The 26637-nt window shown below is 70.9% G+C and carries 25 protein-coding genes; 17 read left to right on the top strand and 8 right to left on the bottom strand.

Annotation, left to right across the window (positions count from 1 at the left end):
• Positions 1–12: 12 nt before the first annotated feature.
• From ACZ7SW_RS08610 to ACZ7SW_RS08600, 3 genes are all read left to right on the top strand, one after another.
• On the top strand, positions 13–2439 hold the full coding sequence (locus ACZ7SW_RS08610) for a GcvT family protein (RefSeq protein WP_470229755.1): 2427 nt from the start codon (positions 13–15) through the stop codon (positions 2437–2439).
• Positions 2440–2456: 17 nt separating this feature from the next.
• Entirely contained in the window at positions 2457–2927 is a 471-nt protein-coding gene (locus tag ACZ7SW_RS08605; protein ID WP_470229754.1) for a hypothetical protein, read from the top strand.
• Between the two features lie 94 nt (positions 2928–3021).
• On the top strand, positions 3022–3810 hold the full coding sequence (locus ACZ7SW_RS08600) for an aldo/keto reductase (RefSeq protein WP_470229753.1): 789 nt from the start codon (positions 3022–3024) through the stop codon (positions 3808–3810).
• Positions 3811–3932: 122 nt separating this feature from the next.
• Here the strand turns inward: ACZ7SW_RS08600 and ACZ7SW_RS08595 are convergent, their stop codons facing one another.
• The 6 genes from ACZ7SW_RS08595 to ACZ7SW_RS08570 form a co-directional block, all read right to left on the bottom strand.
• Positions 3933–4619 carry a hypothetical protein gene (locus ACZ7SW_RS08595; protein WP_470229752.1) on the bottom strand — a complete coding sequence of 229 codons (687 nt, stop codon included), beginning with the start codon at positions 4617–4619 and terminating at the stop codon, positions 3933–3935.
• A 107-nt stretch (positions 4620–4726) separates the two neighbouring features.
• Entirely contained in the window at positions 4727–5644 is a 918-nt protein-coding gene (locus ACZ7SW_RS08590) for a 3-methyladenine DNA glycosylase (RefSeq protein ID WP_470229751.1), read from the bottom strand.
• On the bottom strand, positions 5641–6684 hold the full coding sequence (locus ACZ7SW_RS08585) for a hemolysin family protein (RefSeq protein ID WP_470229750.1): 1044 nt from the start codon (positions 6682–6684) through the stop codon (positions 5641–5643). Before ACZ7SW_RS08585 ends, ACZ7SW_RS08590 begins: the two co-directional genes overlap by 4 nt.
• Complete coding sequence (locus ACZ7SW_RS08580; protein ID WP_470229933.1) at positions 6681–8003, bottom strand: hemolysin family protein; 1323 nt, start codon at positions 8001–8003, stop codon at positions 6681–6683. Before ACZ7SW_RS08580 ends, ACZ7SW_RS08585 begins: the two co-directional genes overlap by 4 nt.
• Positions 8004–8113: 110 nt before the next feature.
• The gene (locus tag ACZ7SW_RS08575; protein WP_470229749.1) at positions 8114–8896 is read right to left on the bottom strand and encodes a TIGR03086 family metal-binding protein; all 783 of its coding nucleotides are present in this window, start codon (positions 8894–8896) and stop codon (positions 8114–8116) included.
• A 40-nt stretch (positions 8897–8936) separates the two neighbouring features.
• Positions 8937–9524, bottom strand: coding sequence for a TetR/AcrR family transcriptional regulator (locus tag ACZ7SW_RS08570; protein WP_037814298.1), 588 nt, complete (start codon positions 9522–9524; stop codon positions 8937–8939).
• 197 nt (positions 9525–9721) lie between these two features.
• On the opposite strand from ACZ7SW_RS08570, the gene ACZ7SW_RS08565 reads away from it, so the two are divergent.
• The 4 genes from ACZ7SW_RS08565 to pip are packed head-to-tail and all read left to right on the top strand — an operon-like array spanning position 9722 to position 12586.
• The gene (locus ACZ7SW_RS08565) at positions 9722–10054 is read left to right on the top strand and encodes a hypothetical protein (RefSeq protein ID WP_470229748.1); all 333 of its coding nucleotides are present in this window, start codon (positions 9722–9724) and stop codon (positions 10052–10054) included.
• Positions 10055–10088: 34 nt separating this feature from the next.
• Positions 10089–10874, top strand: a complete 786-nt coding sequence (locus ACZ7SW_RS08560) for a WXG100 family type VII secretion target (RefSeq protein WP_470229747.1) — start codon at positions 10089–10091, stop codon at positions 10872–10874.
• A 24-nt stretch (positions 10875–10898) separates the two neighbouring features.
• Positions 10899–11627, top strand: a complete 729-nt coding sequence (locus ACZ7SW_RS08555; protein ID WP_470229932.1) for an ESX secretion-associated protein EspG — start codon at positions 10899–10901, stop codon at positions 11625–11627.
• A gap of 11 nt (positions 11628–11638) precedes the next feature.
• Positions 11639–12586, top strand: a complete 948-nt coding sequence (gene pip, locus ACZ7SW_RS08550; RefSeq protein WP_470229746.1) for a prolyl aminopeptidase — start codon at positions 11639–11641, stop codon at positions 12584–12586.
• A 330-nt stretch (positions 12587–12916) separates the two neighbouring features.
• Here pip and ACZ7SW_RS08545 read toward each other — a convergent pair whose 3' ends face one another.
• Complete coding sequence (locus ACZ7SW_RS08545; RefSeq protein WP_470229745.1) at positions 12917–14116, bottom strand: Glu/Leu/Phe/Val dehydrogenase dimerization domain-containing protein; 1200 nt, start codon at positions 14114–14116, stop codon at positions 12917–12919.
• A 120-nt stretch (positions 14117–14236) separates the two neighbouring features.
• On the opposite strand from ACZ7SW_RS08545, the gene ACZ7SW_RS08540 reads away from it, so the two are divergent.
• From ACZ7SW_RS08540 to ACZ7SW_RS08495, 10 genes are all read left to right on the top strand, one after another.
• The gene (locus ACZ7SW_RS08540) at positions 14237–15163 is read left to right on the top strand and encodes a LysR family transcriptional regulator (RefSeq protein ID WP_470229744.1); all 927 of its coding nucleotides are present in this window, start codon (positions 14237–14239) and stop codon (positions 15161–15163) included.
• Between the two features lie 189 nt (positions 15164–15352).
• Positions 15353–16615 (top strand): glutamate-cysteine ligase family protein, encoded by a 1263-nt coding sequence (locus tag ACZ7SW_RS08535; protein WP_470229743.1) that lies wholly within the window; start codon positions 15353–15355, stop codon positions 16613–16615.
• 63 nt (positions 16616–16678) lie between these two features.
• Positions 16679–18028, top strand: a complete 1350-nt coding sequence (gene egtB / locus ACZ7SW_RS08530) for an ergothioneine biosynthesis protein EgtB (protein WP_470229742.1) — start codon at positions 16679–16681, stop codon at positions 18026–18028.
• A gap of 4 nt (positions 18029–18032) precedes the next feature.
• Complete coding sequence (gene egtC / locus ACZ7SW_RS08525) at positions 18033–18797, top strand: ergothioneine biosynthesis protein EgtC (protein ID WP_470229741.1); 765 nt, start codon at positions 18033–18035, stop codon at positions 18795–18797.
• Positions 18794–19765, top strand: coding sequence for an L-histidine N(alpha)-methyltransferase (gene egtD / locus ACZ7SW_RS08520; protein WP_470229740.1), 972 nt, complete (start codon positions 18794–18796; stop codon positions 19763–19765). Before egtC ends, egtD begins: the two co-directional genes overlap by 4 nt.
• Complete coding sequence (locus tag ACZ7SW_RS08515) at positions 19758–20228, top strand: nitroreductase family deazaflavin-dependent oxidoreductase (RefSeq protein ID WP_470229739.1); 471 nt, start codon at positions 19758–19760, stop codon at positions 20226–20228. Before egtD ends, ACZ7SW_RS08515 begins: the two co-directional genes overlap by 8 nt.
• 303 nt (positions 20229–20531) lie before the next feature.
• Positions 20532–22166: an alpha/beta hydrolase gene (locus tag ACZ7SW_RS08510; RefSeq protein WP_470229738.1), complete on the top strand. Its 1635-nt coding sequence runs from the start codon at positions 20532–20534 to the stop codon at positions 22164–22166.
• 106 nt (positions 22167–22272) lie between these two features.
• Positions 22273–23412, top strand: coding sequence for an EfeM/EfeO family lipoprotein (locus ACZ7SW_RS08505; protein ID WP_470229737.1), 1140 nt, complete (start codon positions 22273–22275; stop codon positions 23410–23412).
• Positions 23409–24569, top strand: a complete 1161-nt coding sequence (locus tag ACZ7SW_RS08500) for a Dyp-type peroxidase (RefSeq protein WP_470229736.1) — start codon at positions 23409–23411, stop codon at positions 24567–24569. The genes ACZ7SW_RS08505 and ACZ7SW_RS08500 overlap by 4 nt, the downstream gene beginning before the upstream one ends.
• Positions 24570–24586: 17 nt before the next feature.
• Entirely contained in the window at positions 24587–26191 is a 1605-nt protein-coding gene (locus tag ACZ7SW_RS08495) for a phospholipase C (RefSeq protein WP_470229735.1), read from the top strand.
• On the opposite strand, the gene ACZ7SW_RS08490 is transcribed toward ACZ7SW_RS08495, so the two are convergent.
• Positions 26188–26613: an alpha/beta fold hydrolase gene (locus ACZ7SW_RS08490; RefSeq protein ID WP_470229734.1), complete on the bottom strand. Its 426-nt coding sequence runs from the start codon at positions 26611–26613 to the stop codon at positions 26188–26190. The genes ACZ7SW_RS08495 and ACZ7SW_RS08490 overlap by 4 nt on opposite strands.
• Between the last annotated feature and the right edge of the window lie 24 nt (positions 26614–26637).

Genomic DNA, 26637 nt, shown 5'->3' with positions numbered 1-26637 from the left:
CAGGGAGTTCTCATGACCCGTGTCGTGATCATCGGCGCCGGAATCGTGGGCGCGAACCTCGCCGACGAGCTGACCCTGCGCGGCTGGACCGACGTCACCGTGCTCGACCAGGGCCCGCTGCCGCTGACCGGCGGTTCGACCTCGCACGCGCCGGGGCTGGTGTTCCAGACCAACCCGTCGAAGGCGATGACCGAGTTCGCCGGCTACACCGTCGCGAAACTGCTCGACCTCGGCTGTTTCGAGCAGGTCGGCGGCATGGAGGCGGCCAGCACCGCGGCGCGCTGGGAGGACCTGAAACGCAAGCACGGCTGGGCGACGTCGTGGGGCGTCGAGGCGCGGCTGATCGACCCGGACGAATGCGTCCGCCGCTGGCCGATGCTCGATCAGGACCAGATCTACGGAGCGCTGTACGTCCCGACCGACGGGCTCGCCGTCGCCTCGCGCGCGGTGGCCGAGCTGGCGAAACGGGCTGAGTCGCGGGGCGCGCGGTTCGTCGGCTCGACCCGGGTGACCGGCGTCCAGCAGGCGCACGGCCACGTCACCGGTGTCGAGACTGCCGACGGCGTGATCCCGGCCGACATCGTGGTGTCCTGCGCCGGATTCTGGGGCCGCGAGATCGGCGAGATGGTCGGCATGACCGTGCCGCTGCTGCCGCTGGCGCACCAGTACGCGAAGACCGGCCAGCTCGCCGAACTGGCCGGAGCCGACCCGGTGCGCCCGGCGCTGCCGATCCTGCGCCACCAGGACCAGGACCTCTACTTCCGCCAGCACGGCGACCGGCTCGGCATCGGCTCGTACGCGCACCGCCCGATGCCGGTGGACAAATTCGCCGAACCCGGCATCGACGGCACGGCGTCCGCGATGCCGTCGATGCTGCCGTTCACCGAGGACGATTTCGCGCCGTCGTGGGAGGAAAGCAAGCTCCTGCTGCCCGCGCTCGGGCAGACGAAGGCGGAGGAGGGCTTCAACGGCATCTTCTCTTTCACCCCGGACGGCGGCTCGCTGGTCGGCGAATCCTCGGACGTGCGCGGATTCTGGATCGCCGAGGCCATCTGGGTCACGCATTCCGCGGGCATCGCGAAGGCGGTCGCGGAGTCTATTGTGGACGGTCGCGCCGAGACCGATCTGCACGAACTGGACGTGCACCGGTTCGAGGACGTCCAGCTGGCCCCGGAATACATCCGGGAAACCGCCCAGCAGAACTTCGTGGAGATCTACGACGTGCTGCACCCGCTGCAGCCCAGGCTTTCGCCACGAGACCTGCGGGTGAGCCCGTTCCACGCCCGCCAGCGCGAGCTGGGCGCGGTGTTCCTGGAGGCGGGCGGCTGGGAACGGCCGCACTGGTTCGAGGCCAACGCGTCGCTGCTGAAAGACCTGCCGCACGACTTCCTCCCGCCCGCTCGCGACGCCTGGGCCGGGCAGTTCCACTCGCCGATCGTGGCGGCCGAGGCCTGGCACACCCGGAACCGCGTCGCTATGTACGACATGACCCCGCTCAAACGCGTCGAGGTGAGTGGCCCGGGTTCCCTGGAGTTCCTGCAGGGGCTCACGACGAACCAGCTGGCGAAGTCGGTCGGCTCGGTGACGTACACGCTGATGCTCGACGACGCCGGGGGAGTCCGCAGCGACATCACGGTGGCACGGCTGGAACCGGAGCTGTTCCAGGTCGGCATCAACGGCAACATCGACGTCGCGTACCTGCGCGGCCGCGCCCCCGAAGGCGTCCGGGTCGAGGACACCACCGGCGGCACCTGCTGCGTCGGCGTGTGGGGCCCGCTCGCCCGCGACCTCGTGCAACCGCTGTCGGCGGAAGACCTTTCGCACACCGGGCTCAAGTACTTCCGCGGCCGCCGGGCCCGGATCGCCGGGGTGCCGGTGACCGTCCTGCGGCTGTCCTATGTGGGCGAACTCGGCTGGGAGATCTACACCTCCGCGGACAACGGCCAGCGCCTGTGGGACGCGCTGTGGCGCGCCGGGCAGCCCCTGGGCGTCATCGCGGCCGGGCGCGGCGCGTTCAACAGCCTCCGGCTGGAGAAGGGCTACCGGCTGTGGGGCACCGACATGACCACCGAACACGACCCGTACGAAGCCGGGGTCGGGTTCGCGGTGCGCCCGGCGAAGGGCGAGTTCACCGGCCGGTCAGCCATCGACGGCCGCAGCGAAGAGACTTCGGCGCGGCGGCTGCGCTGTCTCACGGTGGACGACGGCCGGACTGTCGTACTGGGCAAGGAACCGGTGTTCGTGGACGGCGCCCCGGCGGGTTACGTCACGAGCGCGGCCTACGGCTACACAATCGGCCGTCCCATCGCGTACGCCTGGCTGCCGGGCTCGGTGGAGATCGGCAACGCAGTGGAGATCGGGTACTTCGGCCGCCGAGTCCCCGCGACAGTCGCCGCGGAACCGCTGGTCGACCCCGCGATGGAGCGCATCCGGCGCTGAGTGGAAGGAGACCCGCCGTGCGGGACCAGATCGTGAGCGACTTCCTGAACACCCTCGCCCGGCCCGCGATCCCGGCTCCGGCCGGGGCGACCGTCGCGGCCCTCGCCCTCGCGCAAGCCGCGGCATTGCTGAGCCGGGCCGCCGGCGGCGACGCCGAAGCGGATCACCTCACCCGGCATGCGTTGCGGCTGGCCGAGATCGACGCCCACGCCGTCACCCACGACGTGCCGGACCGCGCCCAGCCCGCCGCGGATGTGGTTGCCGCCGCGGGGGAGGTGGTCCGAGTGGCGGAACGGCTTCTGTCCACTGTGGACCCCGCGGCCCTGGTGGACGTCTCCGCGGCAGCGGAAATGGCAGGTTCCTCAGCGAGGACGGCGGCCGTCGCGGTCGAGTCGCGAAACGGTTTCGCAGTCGGTGCGGACGCGGTGGCCGAGCGGGCGGCACGAGTGACGGAGGCGGTGCGCTCGGGCGCGCACAGCGGGGTCTGAAAGCGGCGGCGGCCGGGGAATGGCAAGATCTGCGGTGTTCTTCAGGAGACCCAGTTCCCCAGGACACCGCAGACACCGCAGTGAGGATCGCCGCATGGCTGTGCCGCCCCTGCTCACGCTGAACAACTCCGTCACCGTCCCGCAGCTCGGACTCGGCATGTACCGGGTCCGGCCCGACCAGGTCGCGAAGGTCGTCGCGACCGCGTTCGAAGCCGGCTACCGCAGCATCGACACCGCCGCGATGTACGGCAACGAGGCCGAGGTCGGCACCGCGGTCCGGGAATCCGGGCTGCCGCGCGAGGACGTCTTCGTCACCACGAAGGTCTGGAACACCGACCACGGCTACGACAACACGCTGCGCGCGTTCGACCGCAGCGCCGAGGCACTCGGGGTCGGCCCGGTCGACCTGTACCTGATCCATTGGCCGGAACCGGAACTGGACCGCTACGTCGAGACCTGGCGCGCGCTGGAACTGCTGCTCAACGAGGGCCGCGTCCGGGCGATCGGCGTGTCGAACTTCGGCATCGACCACCTGCGGCGGCTGCTCGACGAGACCGACGTCGTGCCGGTGGTCAACCAGGTCGAACTGCACCCGTGGCAGCAGCGGGCCCCGCTGCGCGCGTTCCACGCCGAGCACGGCATCGCGACCGAAGCGTGGAGCCCGCTGGCCCGCGGCAGGCACCTGAACGACCGGGTGATCACGTCGCTGGCCGCGAAGTACGGAAAGACGCCCGCTCAGCTCGTGCTGCGCTGGCATCTGCAGCTGGGGATCATCGCGATCCCGAAATCCGCGACGCCCTCGAGGATCCGCGAGAACGCGGCGCTGTTCGACTTCGAACTCGCCGAGGACGATCTGCTGGCCGTGGCCGAACTCGACTCGTGACCGGAGATCGCTCTTCTGCCGCACCGCCGAACGCGGTGCCTGGCCGTCATCCCAGCCAGGGACCGAAAACACAGCACCGCCCCAGCCCCGACCGGGACTGAGGCGGTGCTGAGTACGAGAGATCAGGAGGCGCGAATGCCCGCCGCCGCGAAGTCGGCCAGCTGCGCCGGTTCCTTGAGGAACGTGCGGAAGCTCTGCGTGCCGCGCTGCTGGACCTCGTCGATCGACGCGCCGGACAGGCCGACGAACGGGTAGTCCGCGGGCGGGCCGGAGCCGATCGGCATCGCCGGGGAGCCGATGACGTCCGGCTTCGCCTTCTGCAGCTGGGAGACCCAGTACGACGATTCGGGGATCCAGCCGTCGGGCAGGCCGCCGATGGAGTCGAGCGAGGACTTGCCGGTGAGCGCGTTGAGCACGTCGGAGGCGGGCTTGCTCTGCACGGCCACGTGCACGCAGCTGCCGTGCACCTGGGTGAGGTCCTGGTTCCAGCGCGCCGCCGCGGTCTCGACCGGCTTGGCGATCTGCGGGGTCACCACGATCCGGATGTCGGTGCGGCCGCCGTTGCAGCTGGCGGCCTGCGCCTCGGCGCGGTTGTTGAGCACGCTGTCGGCCCAGTTCCAGCCGACGACGCCGAGCGTCGCCAGCACCACGAGCCCGAGTGCCACGAGAGGCCACTTCGCGATCCGCCTGCGGGGAGCCTTCTTGGCGACGATCCGGTGCGATCCGGTCGTCTCACCGCGGCCGACGGGCCGCTTCGGCGGATCGAGGGGGTGCGGCACCGGCTCCTCGGGCAGGTTGTGACGCCCCATCGTTGTCCTTTCGTGATGTGCACAACACGCTCTGTCATGCAACCAAACCGTTATCACTCTATCAGGCCAGCGACCTGCGGTGAATACTGTTACGCAGAGTCGTCAGCTCAGCAGCCGGGCGGCTCCGGCACGGGTTCCGGCGGCTTCGCCGGGTCGGCGAGCAGGTCGCGGCAGAGGCCGATCAGGCGGGCCCGCAGCGGCGCGGCCCGCTCGGCGAATCCGGCCTGGGCGCGGGCGTAGGAGGCCCGCCCTTCGGCGGTCTCGATCGGCACCGGCCGGTAGCCGTAGTCCGCTAGATCGTACGGGCTGGCCCGCATGTCCAGTTCACGGACGTCCGCGGCGAGCGCGAAACAGTCGCCGACCAGTTCGGCGGGCACGAACGGATCGAGCTTGTAAGCCCATTTGAACAAGTCCATGTTGGCGTGCAGACAGCCCGGCTGCTCCAGCGCGACCTGCGATTCCCGCGTCGGCGCGAGCGTGTTGCGGGGCCGCGCCGGGCCGGTGAAGAACCGGAACGCGTCGTAGTGCCCGCACCGGATGTCCATCGATTCCACGACCTCGTCGGTCCCGGCCGACCCGAGCCGCAGCGGCACCTGGGCGTGCCGCACCGAGTCCGCGGGCTCGCGGTAGACCATGGCCCATTCGTGCAGCCCGAAGCAGCTCAGCCGCGGCGACCGGGACGCCGTGGCCGACAGCAGCTTCAGCACGAACTCGGCGGTGCGCGCCCGGCGGCCGGTGAACGCCGCCGGGTCGAGCATCACCCCGGCGTCGGTCTCGACGTAGGCCGGACGGTCGAGGAACCGCCGCGCGGACGCGCCCGCGAGCACCACGCCCGGACCCGGCTGCCAGCGTTCGAGATGCCCCGGCCGGTGCGAGTAGTAGGTGAACAGGAAGTCCAGCACGGGATGTTTCTCGTCCCGCGCCCGGCGCTCCTGGTGCGGCCCGGTCCACGCGCGCATCCGCTCGGCGTGCGCTCGCTCCCGGGCCTGCCAGTCCGCCTCGGCGAGCACGACGACCGCACTCATGCCGCGACGTGGGTGCCGTCGCGCACGGTTCCCACGTATTCCTCGACGAGGTCCTCCAGCGCCACCACGCCGACGGCCGCGCCGGAAGCGTCGAGCGCCCGCGCGAGGTGGCTGCCTTCCTTGCGCATGGCCGAAAGCGCGACGTCGAGCCGCGCGTCCGACCGGAGTTCGGTCAACGCCCGGGTCTTGTCGTCCGGCACCACCGTGCCGGGGTCCTGGCCGACGAGGTCGAGGACGTCCTTCACGTGGATGTAGCCGGTGAGCGAACCGTCCTCTGTGCACACCGGGAACCGCGAGAACCCGGTGGTGGACACCGCTCGCTCGACGTCGCCGAGCGTCGGCCCGCAGGGGAGCGTCGTGAGTTCCGAGGTCGGCACCAGCACGTCCGCGACGGTCTTGGCGACCGACGAGAGCGTCTGGGAAAGCCGCTGGTGCTCGGACTGGTCGAGCAGCCCCTCCTGGCGCGATTCGCTGAGCAGCTCGGCCAGTTCGTCGGAGCTGTACGCGGTCTCCAGCTCGTCCTTCGGCTCCACCTTCATCAGGCGCAGCAAGGAGTTCGCGACGAAGTTGAGGAACGCGATGACCGGGTTCGCCACCTTCACCCACGCCACGTGCGCCGGCACGAGCCACAGCGCCAGCCGCTCCGGCTCGGCGATCGCGAGGTTCTTCGGCACCATCTCGCCGATCAGCACGTGCAGCATGGTGATGAACGCCAGCGCGATCGCGAACGAGATCGGGTGCAGCAGCTGGTCGGGCAGCCCGAGCAGGTCGAAGAACCCGGACAGCCGGTGCGCGACCGCGGGCTCGCCCAGCCGGCCGAGCAGCAGCGAGCAGATGGTGATCCCGAGCTGTGCCCCGGCGAGCATCTGGGAGACGTGCTTGCTCGCGTTGATGACGGTCTGCGCGCGCGTCTTTCCCTGCTCCAGCAACGCTTCCAGCCGGTCGCGGCGCGAGGAGATCAGGGTGAATTCCGCGCCCACGAAGAACGCGTTGGCCAGCAGCAGGACCACGACCAGTGCGATGTTCAGCCAGTCGCTCACGCGGTCACCTCGCGTTCGGCCGGGAGCACCTGGACCTCGGCGACGCGGTGCCGGTCCATGCTGGTGACCGCGAGCCGCCAGCCGTCGACCTCGACGGCGTCGCCCTCGGCCGGGATGGCCCCGAGCCGCTCCAGGATCAGCCCGGCGATGGTTTCGTAGTCGCCCTCGGGCATCCGGAAGCCGGTGATGTCGCGGACCTCGTCCGCGCGCAGCTGCCCGGACACGAGCCAGCGGTCCGCGCCGAGCTGCTGCGCGGCCGGGGCCTCGCGGTCGTCGTGCTCGTCGCGGACGTCGCCGATGATCTCCTCGACCACGTCCTCCAGCGTGACCAGCCCGGCGGTGCCGCCGTACTCGTCGACCACGATCGCGAGCTGGTAGCGCGAATCGCGCAGCCGGTTCAGCAGATCGTCGCCGGGCAGTGATTCCGGCACTGTCGGCACCGGGCGCATCGCCGAGCGGATCCGCGTGGTCGCGCGATCGGCGGCGGGGACGGCGAACGCCTGTTTGACGTGCACCGCGCCCTGGACGTCGTCGAGATCCTCGGTGTACACCGGGAACCGCGAGAACCCGGTGCGCCGGGAGATGTCGATGAGGTCGTCGATCGTGTCGTCCACGGTGAGCGATTCGACCTGCACGCGCGGGGTCATCAGCTCGTCCGCGGTGCGGTCGCCGAAGCGCAGCGAGCGGTCCAGCAGCTCCGCGGTGGAGGTGTCGAGCTTCCCGCTTTCCGCGCTGGAGCGGACGATCGAGCCCAGCTCCTGCGGCGACCGCGCGGAACGGAGCTCCTCCTGCGGTTCGATGCCGAACTTGCGGACGAGGAAGTTGGCGCTGTTGTTCATCAGCGTGATGAGCCAGCGGAACAGCGCGGAGAACCGGGCGTGGTAGCCGGAAACCGCGCGCGCGGTCGGCAGCGGCCGGGCGATCGCGATGTTCTTCGGCACCATCTCGCCGAGGATCATCGACAGGAACGTCGCCAGCACCAGCGCGACCGCCACCGCGACGCCGGACGCCGCCGAAGCGGGCAGGCCCATGGCGTCGAGCAGCGGGCGGACCAGGTCGCCGATGAGCGGCTCGGCCAGGAAACCGGTGATCAGCGTGGTGAGCGTGATCGCGACCTGCGCGCCGGACAGCTGGAAGCTCAGCGTGCGGTGCGCCTTCTGCACGGTGCGCGAACGCTTGTCACCGACCTGGCGGACGTCCGCGTCGACGGTGCTGCGCTCGAGCGCGGTCAGCGAGAACTCGGCGGCCACGGCGAGGCCGGTGCCGATCGTGAGGAGAAGGAAGAGCAGCACGCCGAGCACGGAAAGCAGGACGTGGATCACGGCGCACCGTCCGGGACGGCGGAACGGACGGCGGGCGGGAAGCCGGGTCGGACGGGACCCGGCCCGGTACTGTCACCGGGCGATGGCGCAGCGCGCACGGATGGAAGTCACTCCTCGGCATAACGGGTTTGTAGTGCGACGATGCCGACAATCGTACCGGGTCCGGGCGGCCGCGCCGCGACAGGACGCGAACCCGGCGCCGGATTTTTCCTCTCGCCGGGGCGCGGACGGCGGCTCAGCCAGCGGCGACGCGGTGCCCGGCTCGGCCGGTGAGTCGCGGACAACACCGTCGCGCCAGGCACCTGCACTGTCCACTGTGGCGTTTCAGCGCGGCCGTCGCCCCAGCAAAGCCACGAGTCGGTCAGGAGCCGCGGCGGTGCGGCCCACCGCGACCGGCGGGTCGAACAGCCCGAGCCCCTGCCAGTCGTCGAGCATCGGGCGCAGCACGTCGAGCAGCCGTCCGGCGAGGGGCCCGGCACCGGATTCGGCCGGCCCAGCGCGGTGGCGAGGTCCCAGCCGTGGACGGCGAGGTCGAGCGTCATCTGCCAGCCGTAGTCCTCGGCGGGCACCAGTCCGAACGAGACGTGCACGGTGCGGCGCAGCGCGCCGGGGGAGAGCCACGCTTCGCGGGCGGCGGCGGAAGCTTTCTCCCAGACCGGGACGGGATCGTCGCCGAGGACGTCGCCGTCGTAGCGGGTGCCGACCTCGTCGAGCGTCGCCCCGGCGAGCAGGTGCGGTACCCAGAGTTGTTCGACCGCCAGATGGTTCACCAGATCGCGCACTGACCAGTCGGTGCACGGCGTGCCGCGGCCCCAGTCGCCGGAGCCGGCCGAGTGCACGGCTGCGTCGAACACGTCCAGTGCGCTGCCGTGGGCGGCGAGGAGATCCACGGGGCACATTGAACACGAACCCGGCGGATCGCGCGGGAAGCTAACTCCGCGCGCCTGGCCGGTGCCGCCGCACGGTCTCCTCGACCAGGTCCAGCACCGGGCCGAGGTCGTCGCCGGGAAGCCCCATCGCGAGGTGCGAGACGAGCCCTTCCAGGACGAGTTCGAGGAACGCGGTCAGCACGCTGACGTCGACGTCGTCGCGCAGGTTGCCGGCCTTGCGCTGCCATTCGAGACGGTCGCGGGTCGCCTCGGTCAGCTGCTGCGAGCGCTCCGCCCACCGGCCGCGGAACTCCGGGTCGGTGCGCAGCCGCCGGGACACCTCGAGCCGGGTGCCGAGCCAGTCCGCCGGGTGCTCGCTGTTCCCGGCCAGCAGGTCGCGCATGACCTGGACCAGGCCCTGTTCGGCGACGACGTCGGCCATCCGCACCGCGTCGTCCTCGGCGAGGGCGAGGAAGAGCGACTCCTTGTCGCGGAAGTGGTGGAAGATCGCCCCGCGCGAGAGCCCGGTGGCTTCTTCGAGGCGGCGAACCGTGGCACCCTCGTAGCCGTAGCGTGCGAAACACACGCGCGAGCCGTCGAGGATCTGGCGCCGGCGTGCGTCGAGGTGATCCTGGCTGACCCGTGGCATCCTGAAATCCTGACATCGAGGACCGGGTTCTCGCAATCCGTACGTACGTACTGTGACGTGACGGCGGAACGCATGCGCGGCGTCACACTGCCGGGTTCCCGGCTGACACGACCGGGCCGGTTGACTACGCTGTGCACATTACGACTGCACGGCACGACTGGCATCTCACGACGTGAGCACCGGGAAAGGGAGCGGCCTTGGTCATCGGCGAGTCGGGCCGTGCGCGGGGCGGTTTCGCCATGGACGCGGCGGAGCTGACCGCCGTCATCCGCCTGTGGGAGGACCAGCTCGGCAAGATCGACGCCGACGGCCGCGCGATCGACGAGATCCTCGAGGTCTTCGCCGCTCCCGGCACCGACCCGGCGAGCGCGGAGTACGCCGCCGCCGGCGCGGATTCCCTGCGCACGCTGCGCGATCAGAACGAGGCGCTGCGCCGGTACGCCGCCGGATACCTCGACAAGCTGCGCACCGCGCGGGACCGGACGGCCGCGGCGGACCAGGCCGGCGCCGACCTCGGCCGTGGCCGGTAAGCGGACGACCCCGGCTGCGCACGAAGGGAACCAGGTGGACGGCAAGCAGATCTTCGACAACTTCCGCGGCGGTGACACGTCCGGTCTGCGGGCTGCCGCGGCGAAGGTCCAGGAGCTTTCGGCGGCCTACCTGGAGCGCGCACAGAGCGTGAAAGACCTGCAGGAGCGGATGGCGCGCTCGTGGACCGGCGACTCCGCGGACGCGGCGAAGGCGGGCGCGGGACCGGTCGAGGCCGGGTTCCGGGAGTCGGCGGACCCCCTCGACCTCACCAGCGCGTCGATGGACACCCAGGCGGGCAGCTTCGAAAGCTCCCGGCACGCGGTCGTCGACGTGCCGCCCCGGCCGGAGCGGCCGCAGCCGTGGGCCGGGCCGTTGCGGGCGGTGCTGCCCGCGTCGGCCGCGCCGGTGTCCTTTCAGGACGGAATCGACCGCTTCCACGGCGCGAACGAGAACAACGTCCGGGTGATGGAGCAGTACCACGGCGTCACCGCGAACACGAAACGCGTGCTGCCGCGGCAATACGGCCCGATCGTCCCGGACGGCACCTCCGTGCACCTGACCTCTTCGGACAGCACGGCCACGCAGGCCGCGGCGAGCCACGACCGGAACGGCCCAGGCGCAGCGGTGCTGCCGGCCCCGGTGAGCGAACCGTCCCAGCGCGGCTCGGGCGCGGCGTTCGGCGGTGCCCCTGCCGCACCGGGCGGCCCGGGCGACGGCCTGCACTGGCGGCCGGACTACCTCCTCGAGTCCGATCCGGAGGGCGCTTTCGGCGCGGGCGGTTCGGCGGCCCTGCCGGTTCTCGGCGACGAGGAGGAGTAGCCGGTGGCCGATCCGGCGGGACGAGTGGACGTCCCGGTCGAAGCGCTCGCGGCGCTGGCCGAACGCGAGCAGGTGGGCCGGCTGCACGTGACGCTGCGGCCGGATCCGGCGTGGCTGTCGGAAACCGAACGCGACGAAGCGGCCAATCGGGTGGACGACGCGCTCGCGCTGGCGGGCCTGGTGGACTCGCGCGGCCGGGCCACTGTGGACTTCCTCGACTGGCTCCCGCTGCTCGTGCGCCCGGTGATCGAGTACTACGGCTGGGTCGCGACCGGCGAGCGAACCTACGGGGTGCTCGCCGCGGCGAGCGGATTGCAGGCGGTGCTCGCGGTGTCGGACGGCGAGCACGTCGGCGTCCAGGAGATCGACCGCGAACGCGTGCTGGAAACGCTGGTCGAGCAGTTGCCCTCGGTCGGCCCGGGCGGCGGGCACGTGCGCACCGTGCGCGTCGCGGACCTGACCGAAGCCGCGCGCCGCGGCGAGGACGCTTTTCCGTTGGACCCGGTATTGTCGGACGTGCTAACCCTGGTGCAGCGTCCGGTTCACGGCAGCGGAGAGCTGTACGCGGGACGGCGCGACGACGTCGGCCGGTACGTCCGGCTGGAAGAACCATTGCACTACGCGGACACGGACTGGGGCCGGTACCTGAGCTACACCGTCGGGGCCGGGCCGGACGCGGAAATCCGGATCGGGCCGGCCGGCCCGGCCGAGCTGTGCGGTGCGCTGCGGGCTCTGGAGCGCACCCTGAACTGAGGGGAACGCCGTTGCGCTATCCGGAAATCGAGCCGTACGACAGCGGCCTGCTGGACGTGGGCGACGGCCACCGGGTGTACTGGGAAACCTGCGGCAACCCCGACGGCAAACCCGTCGCGGTCCTGCACGGCGGCCCGGGAACCGGCTGCAGCGAAGGAATGCGGCAATTCTTCGACCCCGCGCGCTACCGGATCGTCCTGCTGGACCAACGGGGCTGCGGCCGCAGCACCCCGCACGCGGGCGACACCGTCGAAGCGCTGAAGGCGAATACGGCAAGCCACCTGATCAGCGACTTCGAACTGCTGCGAGAACAACTAGGAATCAAACGCTGGCAACTCTTCGGCGGCTCATGGGGCTGCGTACTGGGCCTGGCTTACGCCGAACGCCATCCCGACCGAGTGACGGAAATCGTCATGATGGGCCTGGCCACCGACCGTCAGATCGAAATTAACCTGCTGACCGGCGGCCTGGGCGGAATGTTCCCGGAGGCTTTCACCCGATTCCGTGGAGGATTACCGGAAAACGACCGAGACGGCGACCTGGCAGCGGCCTATTACCGCCTGCTCACCGACCCGGACCCGAGCGTGCACGAGCCCGCCTCCCGAGCCTGGTGCGACTGGGAAGCCGCCATGATGCCCGGCGTCCCGCCCTCCCCGAAATTCGAAGACCCCCGTTTCCGCCTGGCCTTCGCCCGCCTGGTGACGCACTATTTCTCCCAAGGCTGCTTCCTGGAAGACGGCGCAATCCTCCGCGACGCAGGCAAACTGGCCGGAATCCCGGTAGTCCTGGTGCAAGGCGTACTGGACCTGAGCAACCTGGTCGGCACCCCCTGGCTGCTGGAACGCGCAATCCCGGCCGCAGAACTAATCCTGATAGGCGGCGCAGGCCACACCACCGCAGCCCCCGCCATGGAAAACGCGCTTATCGCCGCCACAGAGAAATTCGCCACCCGTCCGTGAGGGCCACCCTGAGGGAATCAGATTCCCTCAGGGTTCCCCTCACGGACGTCCCGCTCGCCCCCGCCCACCGGAATGCACCCCAATGCCACATTGGGGCGCTAGCCCTCCCCACCGCCGCCAAACCGCACCAATGCACCCAACCAGCTATGCACCCACACCACCCCCGCACCCCGATACGAAGCCAAAATGCGGTCTGAGGGTGCTTGTCAAGGCATCTTTCCCGCCTTGACAAGCACCCTCAGACCGTCATCACAATCAAGCTTCGGGGTGCCCCACGCAAGCAACCGAGGCGCAATGTCGCCGCCAGGCGACGAGCCCCCCGCACACCCCCTAAGGAATCATCAACACAGGCGCCCCCACCACCCCATGCGACTCAGCAGCACGACCCTCCCGAACCACCTCCGCCTGCCGCAACGCGGTAACCCGAGGCGGAACCCGATCCAAATGCCACTCCGCCAACACCAACGCCACCTTCGCCTGCATCTCCGTCCGCAACCGCAAGAACGAATCAGCCGGATCCGCCCCGACCTCCCCGAGCAACAACCACCAGGCCCAAGCCGCGGCCCCGGCATTGGCGATGAAGTCCGGAATCACCGCCACCCCCCGCGCAGACAACGCAGCCTCAGCCTCCGGAGTAGTAGCCGCATTAGCCGCCTCAACCACGACCTTGGCCTTGACGAGATTCTCGTTGTCCACCCGCAACGCATAAGAAATAGCCGCAGGCACAAACACATCCGCCTCGACCGACACCACCGCCTCCCGCGGCAATGTCTGAACCCCCTCCGGCAACCGCCCCCGGTCCACCTCCCCGAACCGGTCCCGCAACTCGAGCAGCACCGGCACATCCAACCCTTCCGGGTCGTACAACGTGCCCGCGGCGTCAGCGACCGCGACGACCTTCATCCCCGCCTCATGCAGGTACCAAGCCGCCCCGCCGCCCATCGTCCCGATCCCCTGAATCGCGACTGTCGTCTCCTGAACCCCCCAGCCCCACGTATTCGCCGCACCAAGGCAGGCCTGCGCGACCCCGTACCCGCCGATCACGTCCCCGAGCAACTGCCCGCCCGGCACCGGAGCGTTGAGCCCGGCCTGAACCCGCCGAAGCGTCCGCGCCGGATCGGCCGACCGGCGGATCGCGGCGTGGTACGACTGCTCCAGCCCCAGCGTCGCGAAAACCTCGTCGATGAGGTGCTGCGGCACGCCGAGGTCCTCGGCGGTCACCCAGCTGGCGTCCAGCCACGGGCGCAGGAACTCGCAGAAGCGGGTGAGCACGCCGGTCGCGCGCGGGTCCTTCGGGTCGAAGTCGATGCCGCCCTTCGCGCCGCCGACCGGGAGGTTGAACGCGGCCGTCTTGTTCGCCATGCCTCGCGCGAGGTCGGCCACCTCGTCGACCGTGCAGCCGGCGCGCATTCGCGTGCCGCCCGTGGCGACGCCGGAGACCAGGCTGTGCACGACCAGGTAGCCGCGCGCACCCGTGACCGGGTCCGTCCACGTGAGCTTCATCAGCGGTTCGGCGATCCGCGTGTCCATCGAGCCACTCACCTCCTCCAGTCCTGGGCGGCGCGGTTCGCCGCCTGCTTTCGAGGGTGGGGCCGGAGCCTGGGGCGCGTCTATTTACCGAATGTGCACGAAGTTGTTTAGGGTTCGTACATGGAGCTTTCGTTGCACCGCTTGAGGATGCTCCGCGAACTGCACCGCAGGGGCACGGTCACCGCGGCTGCCGCGGCGCTGCATTACACCGCTTCGGCGGTGTCGCAGCAACTCGCGCAGCTGGAACGCGACGTCGGCGCGAAGCTGTTCGAGCGGCTCGGCCGCCGGGTGCAGCTGACCGAACTCGGCATTCTGCTCACCGAACACGCCGAGGAAATCCTGGGATCGGTCGAGCGCGCGACGCTCGCGCTGGAGGAGGCGCAGGGGTCGATGTCCGCGCGGCTCACGGCGGGCGTCTGGGCGTCCGTCGCGTCCGGTTTGCTCCCGACCGCGCTCACCGCGTTGGCTGCGGACTACCCGGGAATCCAAGTGCGGACGAAGGAACTGGCCCCGGAGTCGACCGCGGACGCGGTCCGGGACGGCACCCTGGACCTGTCGTTCGTCATCGACTACTCCGATGCCCCGATGGAGTGGAGCGACGGGCTGGAACGCGCGGTCGTGGCGGTGGAGCGGCTGCACGCGGCGGTCCCGGCGGGCGCGCTGCCGTCGGCGACGGTCCCGCTCGACGCGCTGGCGGAGCACCCGTGGATCCTGGCGAGCCCCAAGTCCCATTTCGGCCGTGCGATCCGGATTGCCTGCCAGCGGCACGGTTTCCAGCCGAAAATCAATCACGAGGTCGAGGAACAGTCGACCGCGATGGCGATGGTGGGCGCCGGGCTCGGCGTCACCCTGGTGTCCGATCTGGGCCTGCGGCTGCTGCGCCCGCCGGGGATCGACGTCGTGGCGCTCGCCCCGCCGCTGCTGCGGACGGTGTCGATCGCCTACCGCCGCACCGAGATCCGGCGCCCGGCGCTGCACCTCGTGGTCGCCGCGGTGCAGGAGGCCGCGGCCGAACTGGGGCTGGGCACCGAACCCGCGCTGCCGTGAGCGGGGCGCCCCGGATGGAGCAGTGCGCGCCAGTCTGATCTTTTCGGTGAACTCCCAGGTCAACGCAGATTACGGGTTCCTTATCGATTGCCGCGGGGAGTTCGCGGCCCTGTTTTTGTCCGACCCCGCGTGTAGCGTCGCGAAGCGACGAGGTCCGGCCCGCGGACCTCCTGATGCGGACGGCCACAAATGACTGCAGTGCACGATTTTCCGGACAGATCCGGGAGTGCGGCGAACCTGACCGCGCGGGTGCTCGCCGACCGCGCGGAGGGGGAGCAGTACGTCGCGTCGGTGTGTTTCAAGCACGGCCCGCCGAGACTGCTCGGGGTGGAACTGGAGTTCACCGTGCACCACGCCGGCGATCCGGTCCGCCCGCTCGACCCCGATGTCCTGGCCACGGCGCTCGGTCCGCACACCCCGCGGACGCTGCGCCCCGACAGCCCCGCGATCCCGCTCCCGGCCGGTGCGCCGGTGAGCCTGGAGCCCGGGTGCCAGGTGGAGATCTCCGCTCCGCCGCAGGCCTCGCTGCGTGCGCTGCACGCGGCTGTGGAGGCCGATCTCGCTCATCTCACCGGTCTTCTCGCCCGCCACGGCCTCGAACTGGGCGCCGCGGGCATCGACGAACACCGTCCGCCCCGGCGCGTTCTGCGCACCCCCCGCTACGCCGCCATGGAACGCCGGTTCGCCCCGATCGGGGCCGGCGGCATCACCATGATGTGCAGCACCGCGGGCCTGCAGATCTGCGTGGACGCGGGCGAACCCCACGAGGTCGCCGCGCGCTGGGCGGCCGCGCACGCGATGGGCCCGCCGTTGCTGGCGCTGTTCGCGAATTCCCGGGTGCACGCCGGATCCGACACCGGATTCGCCTCGGCGCGCTGGCTCGCGGTGCTGGAGACCGAACCGGTCCGCACCCAGTCGCCCGAACCCGGCGAGGACCCGGCGCGCGAATGGGCCCGCCGGATGATGGACACGCCGCTGATGGTGTTCCCGCGCGGCGAACGGCCGTGGGACGCGCCGGAGGGGCTCACCTTCGCCGAGTGGATCGGCGGCCGGGGCGCGGCCACCGTGCTGCGCCGTCCGACTGTCGCGGACCTCGACTACCACCTCACCACGATGTTCACCCCGGTGCGGCCGCAGGGCTATCTCGAGCTGAGGTACCTGGACGGGCAGCCGCCGGGGGAATGGCTGCCGCCGGTAGCGCTGGTCACCGCGCTGCTGGCGAATCAGTCCACTGTGGACAAGGTGCGCGAGGTGTGCGCGCCGGCGGCGGGCCGGTGGGCCGACGCCGCGCGGTGCGGAATGGCCGACGCGCAACTCGCGGCGGTCGCCCGGGAACTGGTGGAGCTGGGCATCGCCGGGCTTCCGTCCGCCGGGCTTCCCGACGGCACCGTGGACCGGCTGGCCGCCGGGCTGCGCGCCCGGGCCGCCGGAGTCCCGCGCCAGGACCGATGAGCAGGGCCGAGATCACCGCCGGGCGACGCGCCCGGCACACCCGGACTCGAGGAGTCAGGAGCGATGAGCACCATCCCCGAACAGAACCCGTTGCTGGAGCTGAGCCCGCAAGACCTGCGGGCGCGCACGGCCGCCGCCCTCACCCGGGCGCGCGAGCGCAGCGTGGCCCTCACCGACGCGGTCGACGACGAGGACCTCGTGCGGCAGCATTCGAAACTGATGTCGCCGCTGGTGTGGGACCTCGCGCACATCGGCAGCCAGGAAGAGCTGTGGCTGGTCCGCGACGTCGGCGGCCGGGAGCCGCTGCGGCCGGACATCGACGACCTCTACGACGCCTTCCAGCACGCCCGCGCGGACCGTCCGGCGCTGCCGCTGCTCGGCCCGGCCGAGGCCCGCGCGTACGTGAAGGAAGTTCGCGACAAGGCGTTCGACGTCTTGGAAACCGCGCCGCTGGACGGACGGCGGCTCACCGAGAGCGCGTTCGCGTTCGGCATGGTCACCCAGCACGAGCAGCAGCACGACGAGACCATGCTGGCCACTCACCAGCTGCGCAAGGGCGAACCGGTGCTGCACGCCCCGGAGCCGCCGCGCGCGCCCGCCCGCGAACTGCCCGCCGAGGTGCTCGTGCCCGGCGGCCGGTTCACCATGGGCACCACCGCCGAACCGTGGGCGCTGGACAACGAACGCCCGGCGCACGAGATCGACGTGCCCGCCTTCGTCCTCGACACCGCCCCGGTCACCTGCGGGGCGTACGTCGAATTCCTGGAAGCCGGCGGTTACCAGCAGCGGCGGTTCTGGAGCGAGCCCGGCTGGGCGTACCTGCGGGAGCACGACATCACCGCGCCCCGGTTCTGGCGTCGCGAACCGGACGGCTGGTGGCGCACCCGCTTCGGCGTGCACGAGCGCGTCCCGGAGAAAGAACCGGTCGTGCACGTTTCGTACTACGAGGCGGAGGCGTACGCGCGCTGGGCGGGCAAGCGGCTGCCGACCGAGGCGGAGTGGGAGAAGGCCGCCCGGCACGACCCGGCGAGCGGGCGGTCGCGGCGATTCCCGTGGGGCGACGAGGAACCGACCGCCGAGCACGCCAACCTCGGGCAGCGCCACCTGCGCGCGGCCGAGGCGGGCGCGTATCCGGCCGGCGCGTCGCCGCTGGGCGTGCATCAGCTGATCGGCGACGTCTGGGAGTGGACGAGCACGGATTTCCACGGCTACCCGGGCTTCGCGGCGTTCCCGTACCGGGAGTACTCGGAGGTCTTCTTCGGACCGGAGTACAAGATCCTGCGCGGCGGCTCGTTCGGCACCGACGCGGCGGCGATCCGGGGCACGTTCCGCAACTGGGACTACCCGATCCGGCGGCAGATCTTCTCCGGCTTCCGGTGCGCGCGCGATCCGCGCCCGGGCGAGGCGGGCTAGCCGGATGTGCCGTCATCTCGCCTATCTGGGCGCGCCGGTGTCCCCGGCGGAGCTGATGTTCGCCGCGCCGCACGCGCTGCTCGTGCAGTCGTACGCGCCGCTCGACATGCGCGGCGGCGGTTCGGTGAACGCCGACGGCTTCGGCCTCGGCTGGTACCCGGAACCGGGCGCGCCGCCGCAGCGGTACCGCCGCCGCGAGCCGTTGTGGACCGACCAGACGCTGCCCGCGCTGGCCGCTTCGGTGCGCACCACGGCGTTCGTCGCGGCGGTGCGCAACGGCACCACCGGAATGCCGGTCACCGAGGCGGCCGCCGCGCCGTTCCTGGAGGACCGCTGGCTGTTCAGCCACAACGGCGTGGTGCGCGGCTGGCCCGGTTCGATGCGCGGGCTCGCCGGGCGGCTGGACGTCACGGAGCTGTTCACGCTCGAAGCGCCCACGGATTCGGCGCTGCTGTGGGCATTGCTGCGGGCTCGGCTGCGTGCGGGGGAGGAGCCGCTCGAAGCGGTGACCGCCCTCGTGCGCGAGGTCGAGGCGGTCGCTCCCGGCTCCCGGCTGAACCTTCTGCTCACCGACGGCGAACTGCTCGTCGGCACCGCCTGGACGCACGCGTTGTCCGTGCGCCGCACGGAAACCGGCGTGGTGCTGGCGTCCGAGCCGTGCGATCCGGACCCGGCCTGGACCGCCGTGCCCGACCACCACGCCGTGCGCGTCACCGCCGCCGGCGTCGACGTCCTTCCCCTGACCCTGGAACGGAGCACCGCCCGATGACCGAAGCGGACCTGGAGAGCCATCGCCGCGACGTGACCGCCGAACTGCGCGCGGACGTGCGCGAGGGGCTCACCGCCGACCAGAAGTGGTTGCCGCCCAAGTGGTTCTACGACGCCGAAGGCAGCAAGCTGTTCGAGAAGATCACCGCGCTGCCGGAGTACTACCCGACCCGCAGCGAGCGCGAGGTGCTCGCGCAGCGGGCGGCCGAGATCGCCGAACGCACCGGCGCGCACACGCTCGTCGAGCTGGGTTCGGGGTCGAGCGAGAAGACCCGGCTGCTGCTCGACGCGCTCACCGCGCACGGCACGCTGGAAGCGTTCGTGCCGATGGACGTGTCGGAATCCGCGCTCGCCGAGGCCGCCGCGGCGATCACGGCGGACTACCCGAAGCTCGAGGTGCGCGGGGTGGTCGGCGACTTCACCCAGCACCTGCGGCTGCTGCCCGGCACCGCGCCGCGGGTAGTCGCCTTCCTCGGCGGCACGATCGGCAATTTCCTGCCCGGCGAACGCGCCGAGTTCCTGCGCTCGGTGCGGGACGTGCTCGGCGAAGGGGAGTGGCTGCTGCTCGGCACCGACCTGGTGAAGGACCAGGAAACGCTGGAGCGGGCCTACGACGACGCGGCAGGCGTCACCGCGGCGTTCAACCGCAACGTGCTGCGCGTGATCAACGCCGAACTGGGCGCGGACTTCGACCCGGACGAGTTCGACCACGTCGCGCACTGGGACGCCGGGCACGAGTGGATCGAAATGCGGCTGCGCGCCCGGAGCCGGACGGAGGTGCGCGTCCCCGGCGCGGACCTGGTCGTGCCGTTCGCCGAGGGCGAGCACATCCGCACCGAGGTGTCGGCGAAGTTCCGGCCGGACGGCGTCGAGGCGGAACTGAACGCCGCCGGGTTCGCGCTGGAACAATGGTGGACAGACTCACAGCGGCGGTTCGGGGTGAGTTTGGCAAGATCAGTGCGTGCGTAACCCTCTCGCGGCGCTCGCCCGCAAGCTCGGCACCCAGCCCCGGCTGATGGGCGCCTCGCGCGTCATCGTCGCGGCCGACCGGCAGCTGCACCGGTGGTTCGGCGGCCGGATCAGCCTGGTCGGCCTGGCCGGCCTGCCGTCGCTGCGGCTCACCACCACCGGAAGGCGCAGCGGCCTGCCGAGGAGCACGAACTTGCTGTACTACCCGCACGGCAGCGAGTTCGTGCTCACCGGCTCCAACTGGGGCCGCCCGCAGAACCCGGCGTGGACGCACAACCTCCGCGAGAACCCGCGCGCGACCGTGGCGCTGAGCGGTCGCGAGATCGAGGTCAAGGCGCGGGAGCTGGAAGGCGCGGAGTACGACCGGATGTGGGCGGAACTGCTCGAATTCTGGCCGGGCTACGAAATGGAACGGGACGAGGCGCGGCGGGACTTCCCGGTGTTCGTGCTGTCCCGCTGCTGACCGCTCCAGGGGCACGGGCCACGTCGCTTGGACGCTTCCCGGCTCGTGTCCCCCTGGGGCGCGGAGCCGCCCGGGTTCGCTCTTGTCCTTCTGGGGCGCGGAGCCGCCCAGGTTCAGCGGGAGTCATGGCGCTGGGCGAACTGCCTTCCGATCCAGCCCGTCGCCGAGGACCGTCCCCGAGCCGCGTTGTCGCTCGTCCGAACCCGCACTTCCTCCTTTTGGCCGGTGCCCGGCTTGGCCGGATTATGCCAGTCTCGGTGACGCCCCGTAATCAGGCGGGTGCGCAAACAGGGGAGATTCCACGTGCGCGGATCGAGAAGAGCACGAACCGGAGCACTGGTCGCGGCGATCGCGACCGCGCTGACCGGGCTGGCCGGAACCGCCGTCGCGGCGCCGGCCGAGCAGGCGGCGCAGGCACGACCGGCCAAACCCGCGGAGATCGCGCGCACCGCGCCGGTCAAGTGGGAGGACTGCACCAAAGAACAGCTGCGCGGCGTCCCTGCCGACCAAGTGAAGCTGTACAGCTGCTCGCGCTACCGCGTGCCGATAGACCACGACGACGAGTCGCTCGGCACCATCGACATCGCGCTGATGAAGCGCGCCGCCAAGGTCCCCGGGCAGCGGATCGGGTCGCTGTTCCTCAACCCGGGCGGCCCGGGCGGGTCCGGCCTCCGGATGCCGATCGCGGGCGACCGCTACTTCCGCCCGCAGGTGATGGACCGCTTCGACCTCGTCGGGTTCGATCCGCGCGGCGTCGGTGCCAGCAACCCGCTGCGCTGCTTCACCACGGCCGAGGACGCCCAGGACGTCCAGAGCCAGCTGCTGCCGGTTCCGTTGTCGCGCAAGGAGATCTCCGGCACGCTCGCCGGGTACCGCGACTACGGCCAGTTCTGCCGCCGCAACGCGGGCGCGCTGCTCGACCACATGTCCACCCGCGACGTCGTGCGGGACCTTGACCAGCTGCGCGCCGCGGTCGGCGACAAGCAGCTGACCTACACCGGGTTCTCCTACGGCACCCTCGTCGGGTCCACCTACGCCGCGATGTTCCCGAAGCAGACGCGCGCGATCGTGATCGACGGGAACGTCGACCCGCAACTGCGCACCAACGACGGCGTCACCTACGACCTCGCGCGGGCGCAGGGCTTCGAGATCGCGCTCGACGGCTTCCTCAAGCGCTGCGCCCAGGCGGGCGACAAGTGCGCGTTCAGCGCGGGCGACCCGCGGGCGAAGTTCGACGAGCTGCGCGAGCACGTGCGCACCGACCCGATCACGCTGCCCGGCGGCCAGAAGGTGGACCTGGGCACGCTGATCGGCGCGGCGTCGAGCGCGATGTATTCGCCGGACTCGTTCGGCGAGCTGGCCGAGGGCTTGCAGCAGGCGTACTCGGTGCTGCACCCGTCGTTGCAGGCCCAGTCCGCGCGGATGGGAACCCTCTCCGCGGGCCGCGGCGGTCTGCTCGACCTCGCCCCGGACAGCCCGTACACCGGCGACGACTCGTATTTCGCGGTGAACTGCGCGGACAAGCCGATGCGGATCAAGCAGGAGCAGGTGCCGGGGATCGCGGGCAAGGCGGACCGGGAATCGCCGACGTTCGGCCGCTACCAGGTGTTCTCCGACATCGCCGCCTGCCCGGTGTGGCCGGCCGCGAAGACGTCCGACCCGTACCGCGGGCCGTGGCGGGCGAACACCGCGACGCCGGTGCTGGTGGTCAGCAACTTCTACGACCCGGCCACGCGGTACCGGTTCGGCCGGCGGATGGCCGAGGAGCTGGGCAACTCCCGGCTGCTGTCGGTCGACGCGTTCGGCCACTGCATCCTCGGCAGCGCGCGGGGCGTGGACGACGCGACCGCCGCGTACCTGATCGACCTGAAGGTGCCCGCCGACGGCCAGGTGTTCCAGCCGGACCGCCAGCCCTTCACTCCGCCCGCGAAGGGCTGATCGGTTGATCTTCGGCCCGGAACCCGGCATAACGGCACAACCCTCTTGTCAGCGCTCGGCGGATCGGTGAAAGTGTCCGCCAGAAGTTCACCTGAGGGGAGTTGACGTGCGGCGCTGGGCGGGCGGGTTCGGCGCGGCCGCGGTCCTCGCCGGGACCGCGGTGCTCGCGAGTTGCTCGGGCTCGCCCGCCCAGGCCGGTCCGGTCCAGGTTTCGCGCTCGGCCTGCGGCGACGGCTGGACCGCGCCGCCGGCCGGGCCGCAGACCCTCCAGGTCCGCAACGACGCCGCCGTCACGATGGAAATCGATCTCGTCGACCCGGCCACCGGCACGGTCTTCGGGGAGCTGGAAGGCGTCGGCCCGGGCACGACGCGCGCGTTGCCGGTGAACTTCGCGAACGGCGCGTACGCCCTGCGGTGCGCGCCCGAAGACGGCACGCCGTTCGTCGGCCCGACGGTCCAGGTCACCGGCGGCGCGGACCGTCCGGGACCGGCGGTGGTGCCGGTGACCAACGCCGATCTGCTCGGGCCGCTCAAGCAGTACCACGGCTACGTCGCCGACGGCCTCGGCACGCTCACCGGCCAGACCGCCGCGCTGGCGCGAGCCGTCCGTTCGGGGAATCGCGGTGCGGCACAACAGGCTTGGCTCACCGCGCACCTCACTTACGAACGGCTCGGCGCCGCCTACGACGCCTTCGGCGATTCGGACGGGGCGATCAACGGCACCACCGCCGGACTGCCCTCCGGAGCCGCCGATCCGGGCTTCACCGGCTTCCACCGGCTCGAAAACGGCTTGTGGCACAACGAACCGATGCCCGCTTTGAGCCCGGTCGCCGACCAGCTCGACCAAGCCGTCCAGAAGCTGCGCACGTCGTTCGCCGACGCCCAGATCGACCAGAACGACCTCGGCCTGCGCGCGCACGAGATCATGGAGAACACCCTCCAGTTCGAGCTGACCGGCCGCACCGACTACGGCAGCGGCTCGAACCTCGCGACCGCGGGCGCGAACCTCACCGGCACCCGCGCGGTGCTCGATGTGTTGCGCCCGTTGCTGACCACCCGGTTCCCCGGTTTGAAAGACCTCGACGCGTGGATCGCTCGCACTGATCGCGATCTCCAAGCGGTCGCCGGAAAACCGTTGTCCGCCCTCGACCGGAAGCAGCGGCAGCGGATCAACGCCGACGTCTCCGAGCTGACCGAACGCCTGGCTCCGGTCGCCGCGATCGCGGAGCCGAGGAGGACCTCGTGACCCTGGGGCGGCGCGCGTTCCTGCGCGGGGCGGCCGCCGCCGGCGCGGGTGCGGGCTTGGCCGGGTTGTCCGGAAGCGCGAGGGCGGCCGGGGGAGCGGTGCCGTTCCACGGTCCCCGGCAGGCTGCCGTGCTGGCGGAACCCGCGAGACATTCGGTCGTCGCCGCGTTCGACGTCGTCGCGGAGAATCGCGCTGAACTCACCGAGCTGCTCAAAGAACTCACCGCCCGCGCGAGGTTCCTCACCAGCGGCGGCGCGCCCGCGTCGGTCGGGATCACCGGACCGCCCGCGGATTCCGGCGTCCTCGGTCCGGAAGTCCCGCAAGGACAGTTGTCAGTGCTCGTCGGCGCCGGCGCGTCGCTGTTCGACGACCGGTACGGGCTCGCCGCGCGCAAACCGCCGAAGCTCAAGCAGATGCCGATGTTCCCGGACGACGCGCTCGATCCGCAGTGGTGCCACGGAGATCTGAGCCTCGTGCTCAACGCCGCCGAACCGGACACCGTGCTGCACGCGGTGCGCGACATCGCCCGCGCGACCCGGGGCGGAATGCAGCTGCGCTGGAAGATCGACGGGTTCAGCTCGCCGCCGCGTCCGGCCGGGACGCCGCGCAACCTGCTCGGTTTCAAGGACGGCACGGCGAATCCGGGACCGTCCGAAGCGGACAGTCTCGTGTGGACGGACGACGGCGGCAGCTGCCAGGTCATCCGGCTCATCCGGATGCTGGTCGAGTTCTGGGACCGGGTGTCGCTGTCGGAGCAGGAGAACATGATCGGCCGCCGCCGCGACACCGGCGCGCCGCTCGACGGCGCGGCCGAGCAGGACGCTCCGCGCTACGCCGAGGACCCGATCGGCACCGTTGTCCCGCTCACCAGCCACATCCGCCTCGCGAATCCGCGCACCCCGCAGACGGAGGGCCAGCGGATCCTGCGCCGCGCGGTCAACTACGACCGCGGCGTGGACTCCAACGGCAACCTCGACATGGGCCTCGTCTTCACCTGTTACCAGCGCGACCTCGAGCAGCAGTTCGAGGCCGTGCAGAAGCGGCTCGCCGGGGAGCCGCTCACCGACTACGTCTCGCCGTTCGGGGGCGGGTATTTCCACCTGTTCCCGGGCGTGACGGATCCGGCCGACCACTACGGCCGGGCAGTGCTGGGCTGAGCGGAAGGAGTTCTGCAGTGAAGCGGACCAGGAAGCGGGCCACCGCGGCGGCGGCGCTGGCGGCGACCGCGGCGCTGGCCGCGGCGTGCGCGAGCAGCGCGGCGTCGACCTCGGCGCCGGCGCACGCGATCGCCGCCGAGACGTTCACGACGTCCACGCCGATCAAGCACGTCGTGGTGATCTTCGGCGAGAACATCTCCTTCGACCACTACTTCGGCACGTATCCGAACGCCACCAACGAAAACGGCACCCCGTTCCACGCCGCGCCCGGCACCCCGAAGGTCAACGGCCTCACCCCGGACCTGCTGCAGCACAACCCGAACGCCTACAACCCGAAGCGCCTCAGCCCGGACCAGGCGCTCACCTGCGACCAGGCGCACGACTACAAGAAGGAACAGGCCGCGTTCAACGGCGGCATGATGGACAAGTTCGTCGAGTACACCGAGAAGGACAAGTGCACCGGGCAGCCGGTGCTGTTCGGCGAGCCCGGCCTGGTGATGAACTACTTCGACGGCAACACCGTCACCGCGATGTGGAACTACGCCCAGCATTACGCGCTGAACGACAACTCCTTCAATACTGTTTTCGGCCCGTCCAGCCCTGGCGCGATCAACCTCGTCTCCGGCCAGACGCACGGCCTGCAGCCGGTGGATTCGGTCACCGGCGAGCCGAAGGTCGACCCGCACACGGCGGCCTCGCCGGATTCCCGCGGCGTCGGCACCATGATCACCGACCCGGACCCGGCGTTCGACGACTGCTCGGACAAGAACCACACCGCGAAGGACAACCTCGGCGCGTTCCAGGGCCGCAACGTCGGCGACCTGCTGAACGCGCGCGGCGTCACCTGGGGCTGGTTCGAGGGCGGCTTCCGGCCCACCGGCGAGGCGAACGGGTACGCGGTCTGCGGGACGAAGCACCCGAACGTGGGCGGCCAGGCGTCCGTCGACTACAGCCCGCACCACGAACCGTTCCAGTACTACCAGTCGACCGCGAACCGGAAGCACCTTCCGCCGACCTCGCTGCACGCGGTGGGCCAGCACGACCAGGCGAACCACCAGTACGACGTCCGCGACTTCAACGACGCCCTCGCCGCGGGCGCCATGCCCGCGGTGAGCTTCCTGAAGGCGCCGGAATACCAGGACGGGCACGCGGGCTACTCGGATCCGTTGGACGAGCAGGCTTTCGTGGCCGAGGAGATCAACCGGATCCAGGCGTCGCCGCAGTGGAAGAACACCGCGATCGTGCTGGCGTACGACGATTCCGACGGCTGGTACGACCACGTCGCGCCGAAGATCCTCAACGGCTCGCACGACTCGGCGCAGGACGCTTCGGTGTGCACGTCGAAGCCGGTGAAGCTGGGCGGGTTCGCGGACCGTTGCGGATACGGCCCGCGGCTGCCGCTGCTGGTGATTTCGCCGTACAGCAAGGTGAATCATGTCGACCACACGATGACTGATCAGACTTCGGTGCTGCGGTTCATCGAGGACAACTGGCATCTCGGGCGCATCGGCGGCGGGTCTTTCGACGCGATGGCGGCTCCGTTGACCGGGATGTTCGACTTCTCGCACCCGAAGGCGAAACCGCTGAAACTGGACCCGAAGACGGGCGCGGTGGTGAGCTAACCGCGCAGGAATTCGTCGAGCAGATCGCCGAACAGGCCCGGTTGTTCGAGGTTGACCGGGTGCCCGGCATCCGGCACGCGGATCCAGCGCGTGCCGGGCGCTTCGCGGTCGAGGAGTTCGGCGTTCCGCAGGATGTCGGAGGAATCCAGGTCGCCGGTGATCACGAGCGTGCGGGCCTGGATCTCGGCGACCCGGTCGACCGCGCGGAGTTCCTCGGCGGTCGCCGGCGCGGAGTGCTCGCGCGCGATGTTGTCCCACACCATCGCACGGCACGCCTCCCGCACCGCCGGATCGACCTGCTCCGGCCTCCGGTGCGGGCCGTCGACCCACGCTCGGAGCAGGCAGCCGACGACCTGCTCGCGGCTGGCGGCCGAGCGCATCTCCTGTTCGAGGCCCAGGACGTAGGGATCGCGGAACTCCATCCCGCTGAGCCCGGGGGGAGGAGA

The organism is Amycolatopsis sp. NPDC114484 (assembly GCF_055633755.1).
Note: the sequence above shows the minus strand (reverse complement) of the source record. Positions and strands in the feature narration are given on the sequence as shown.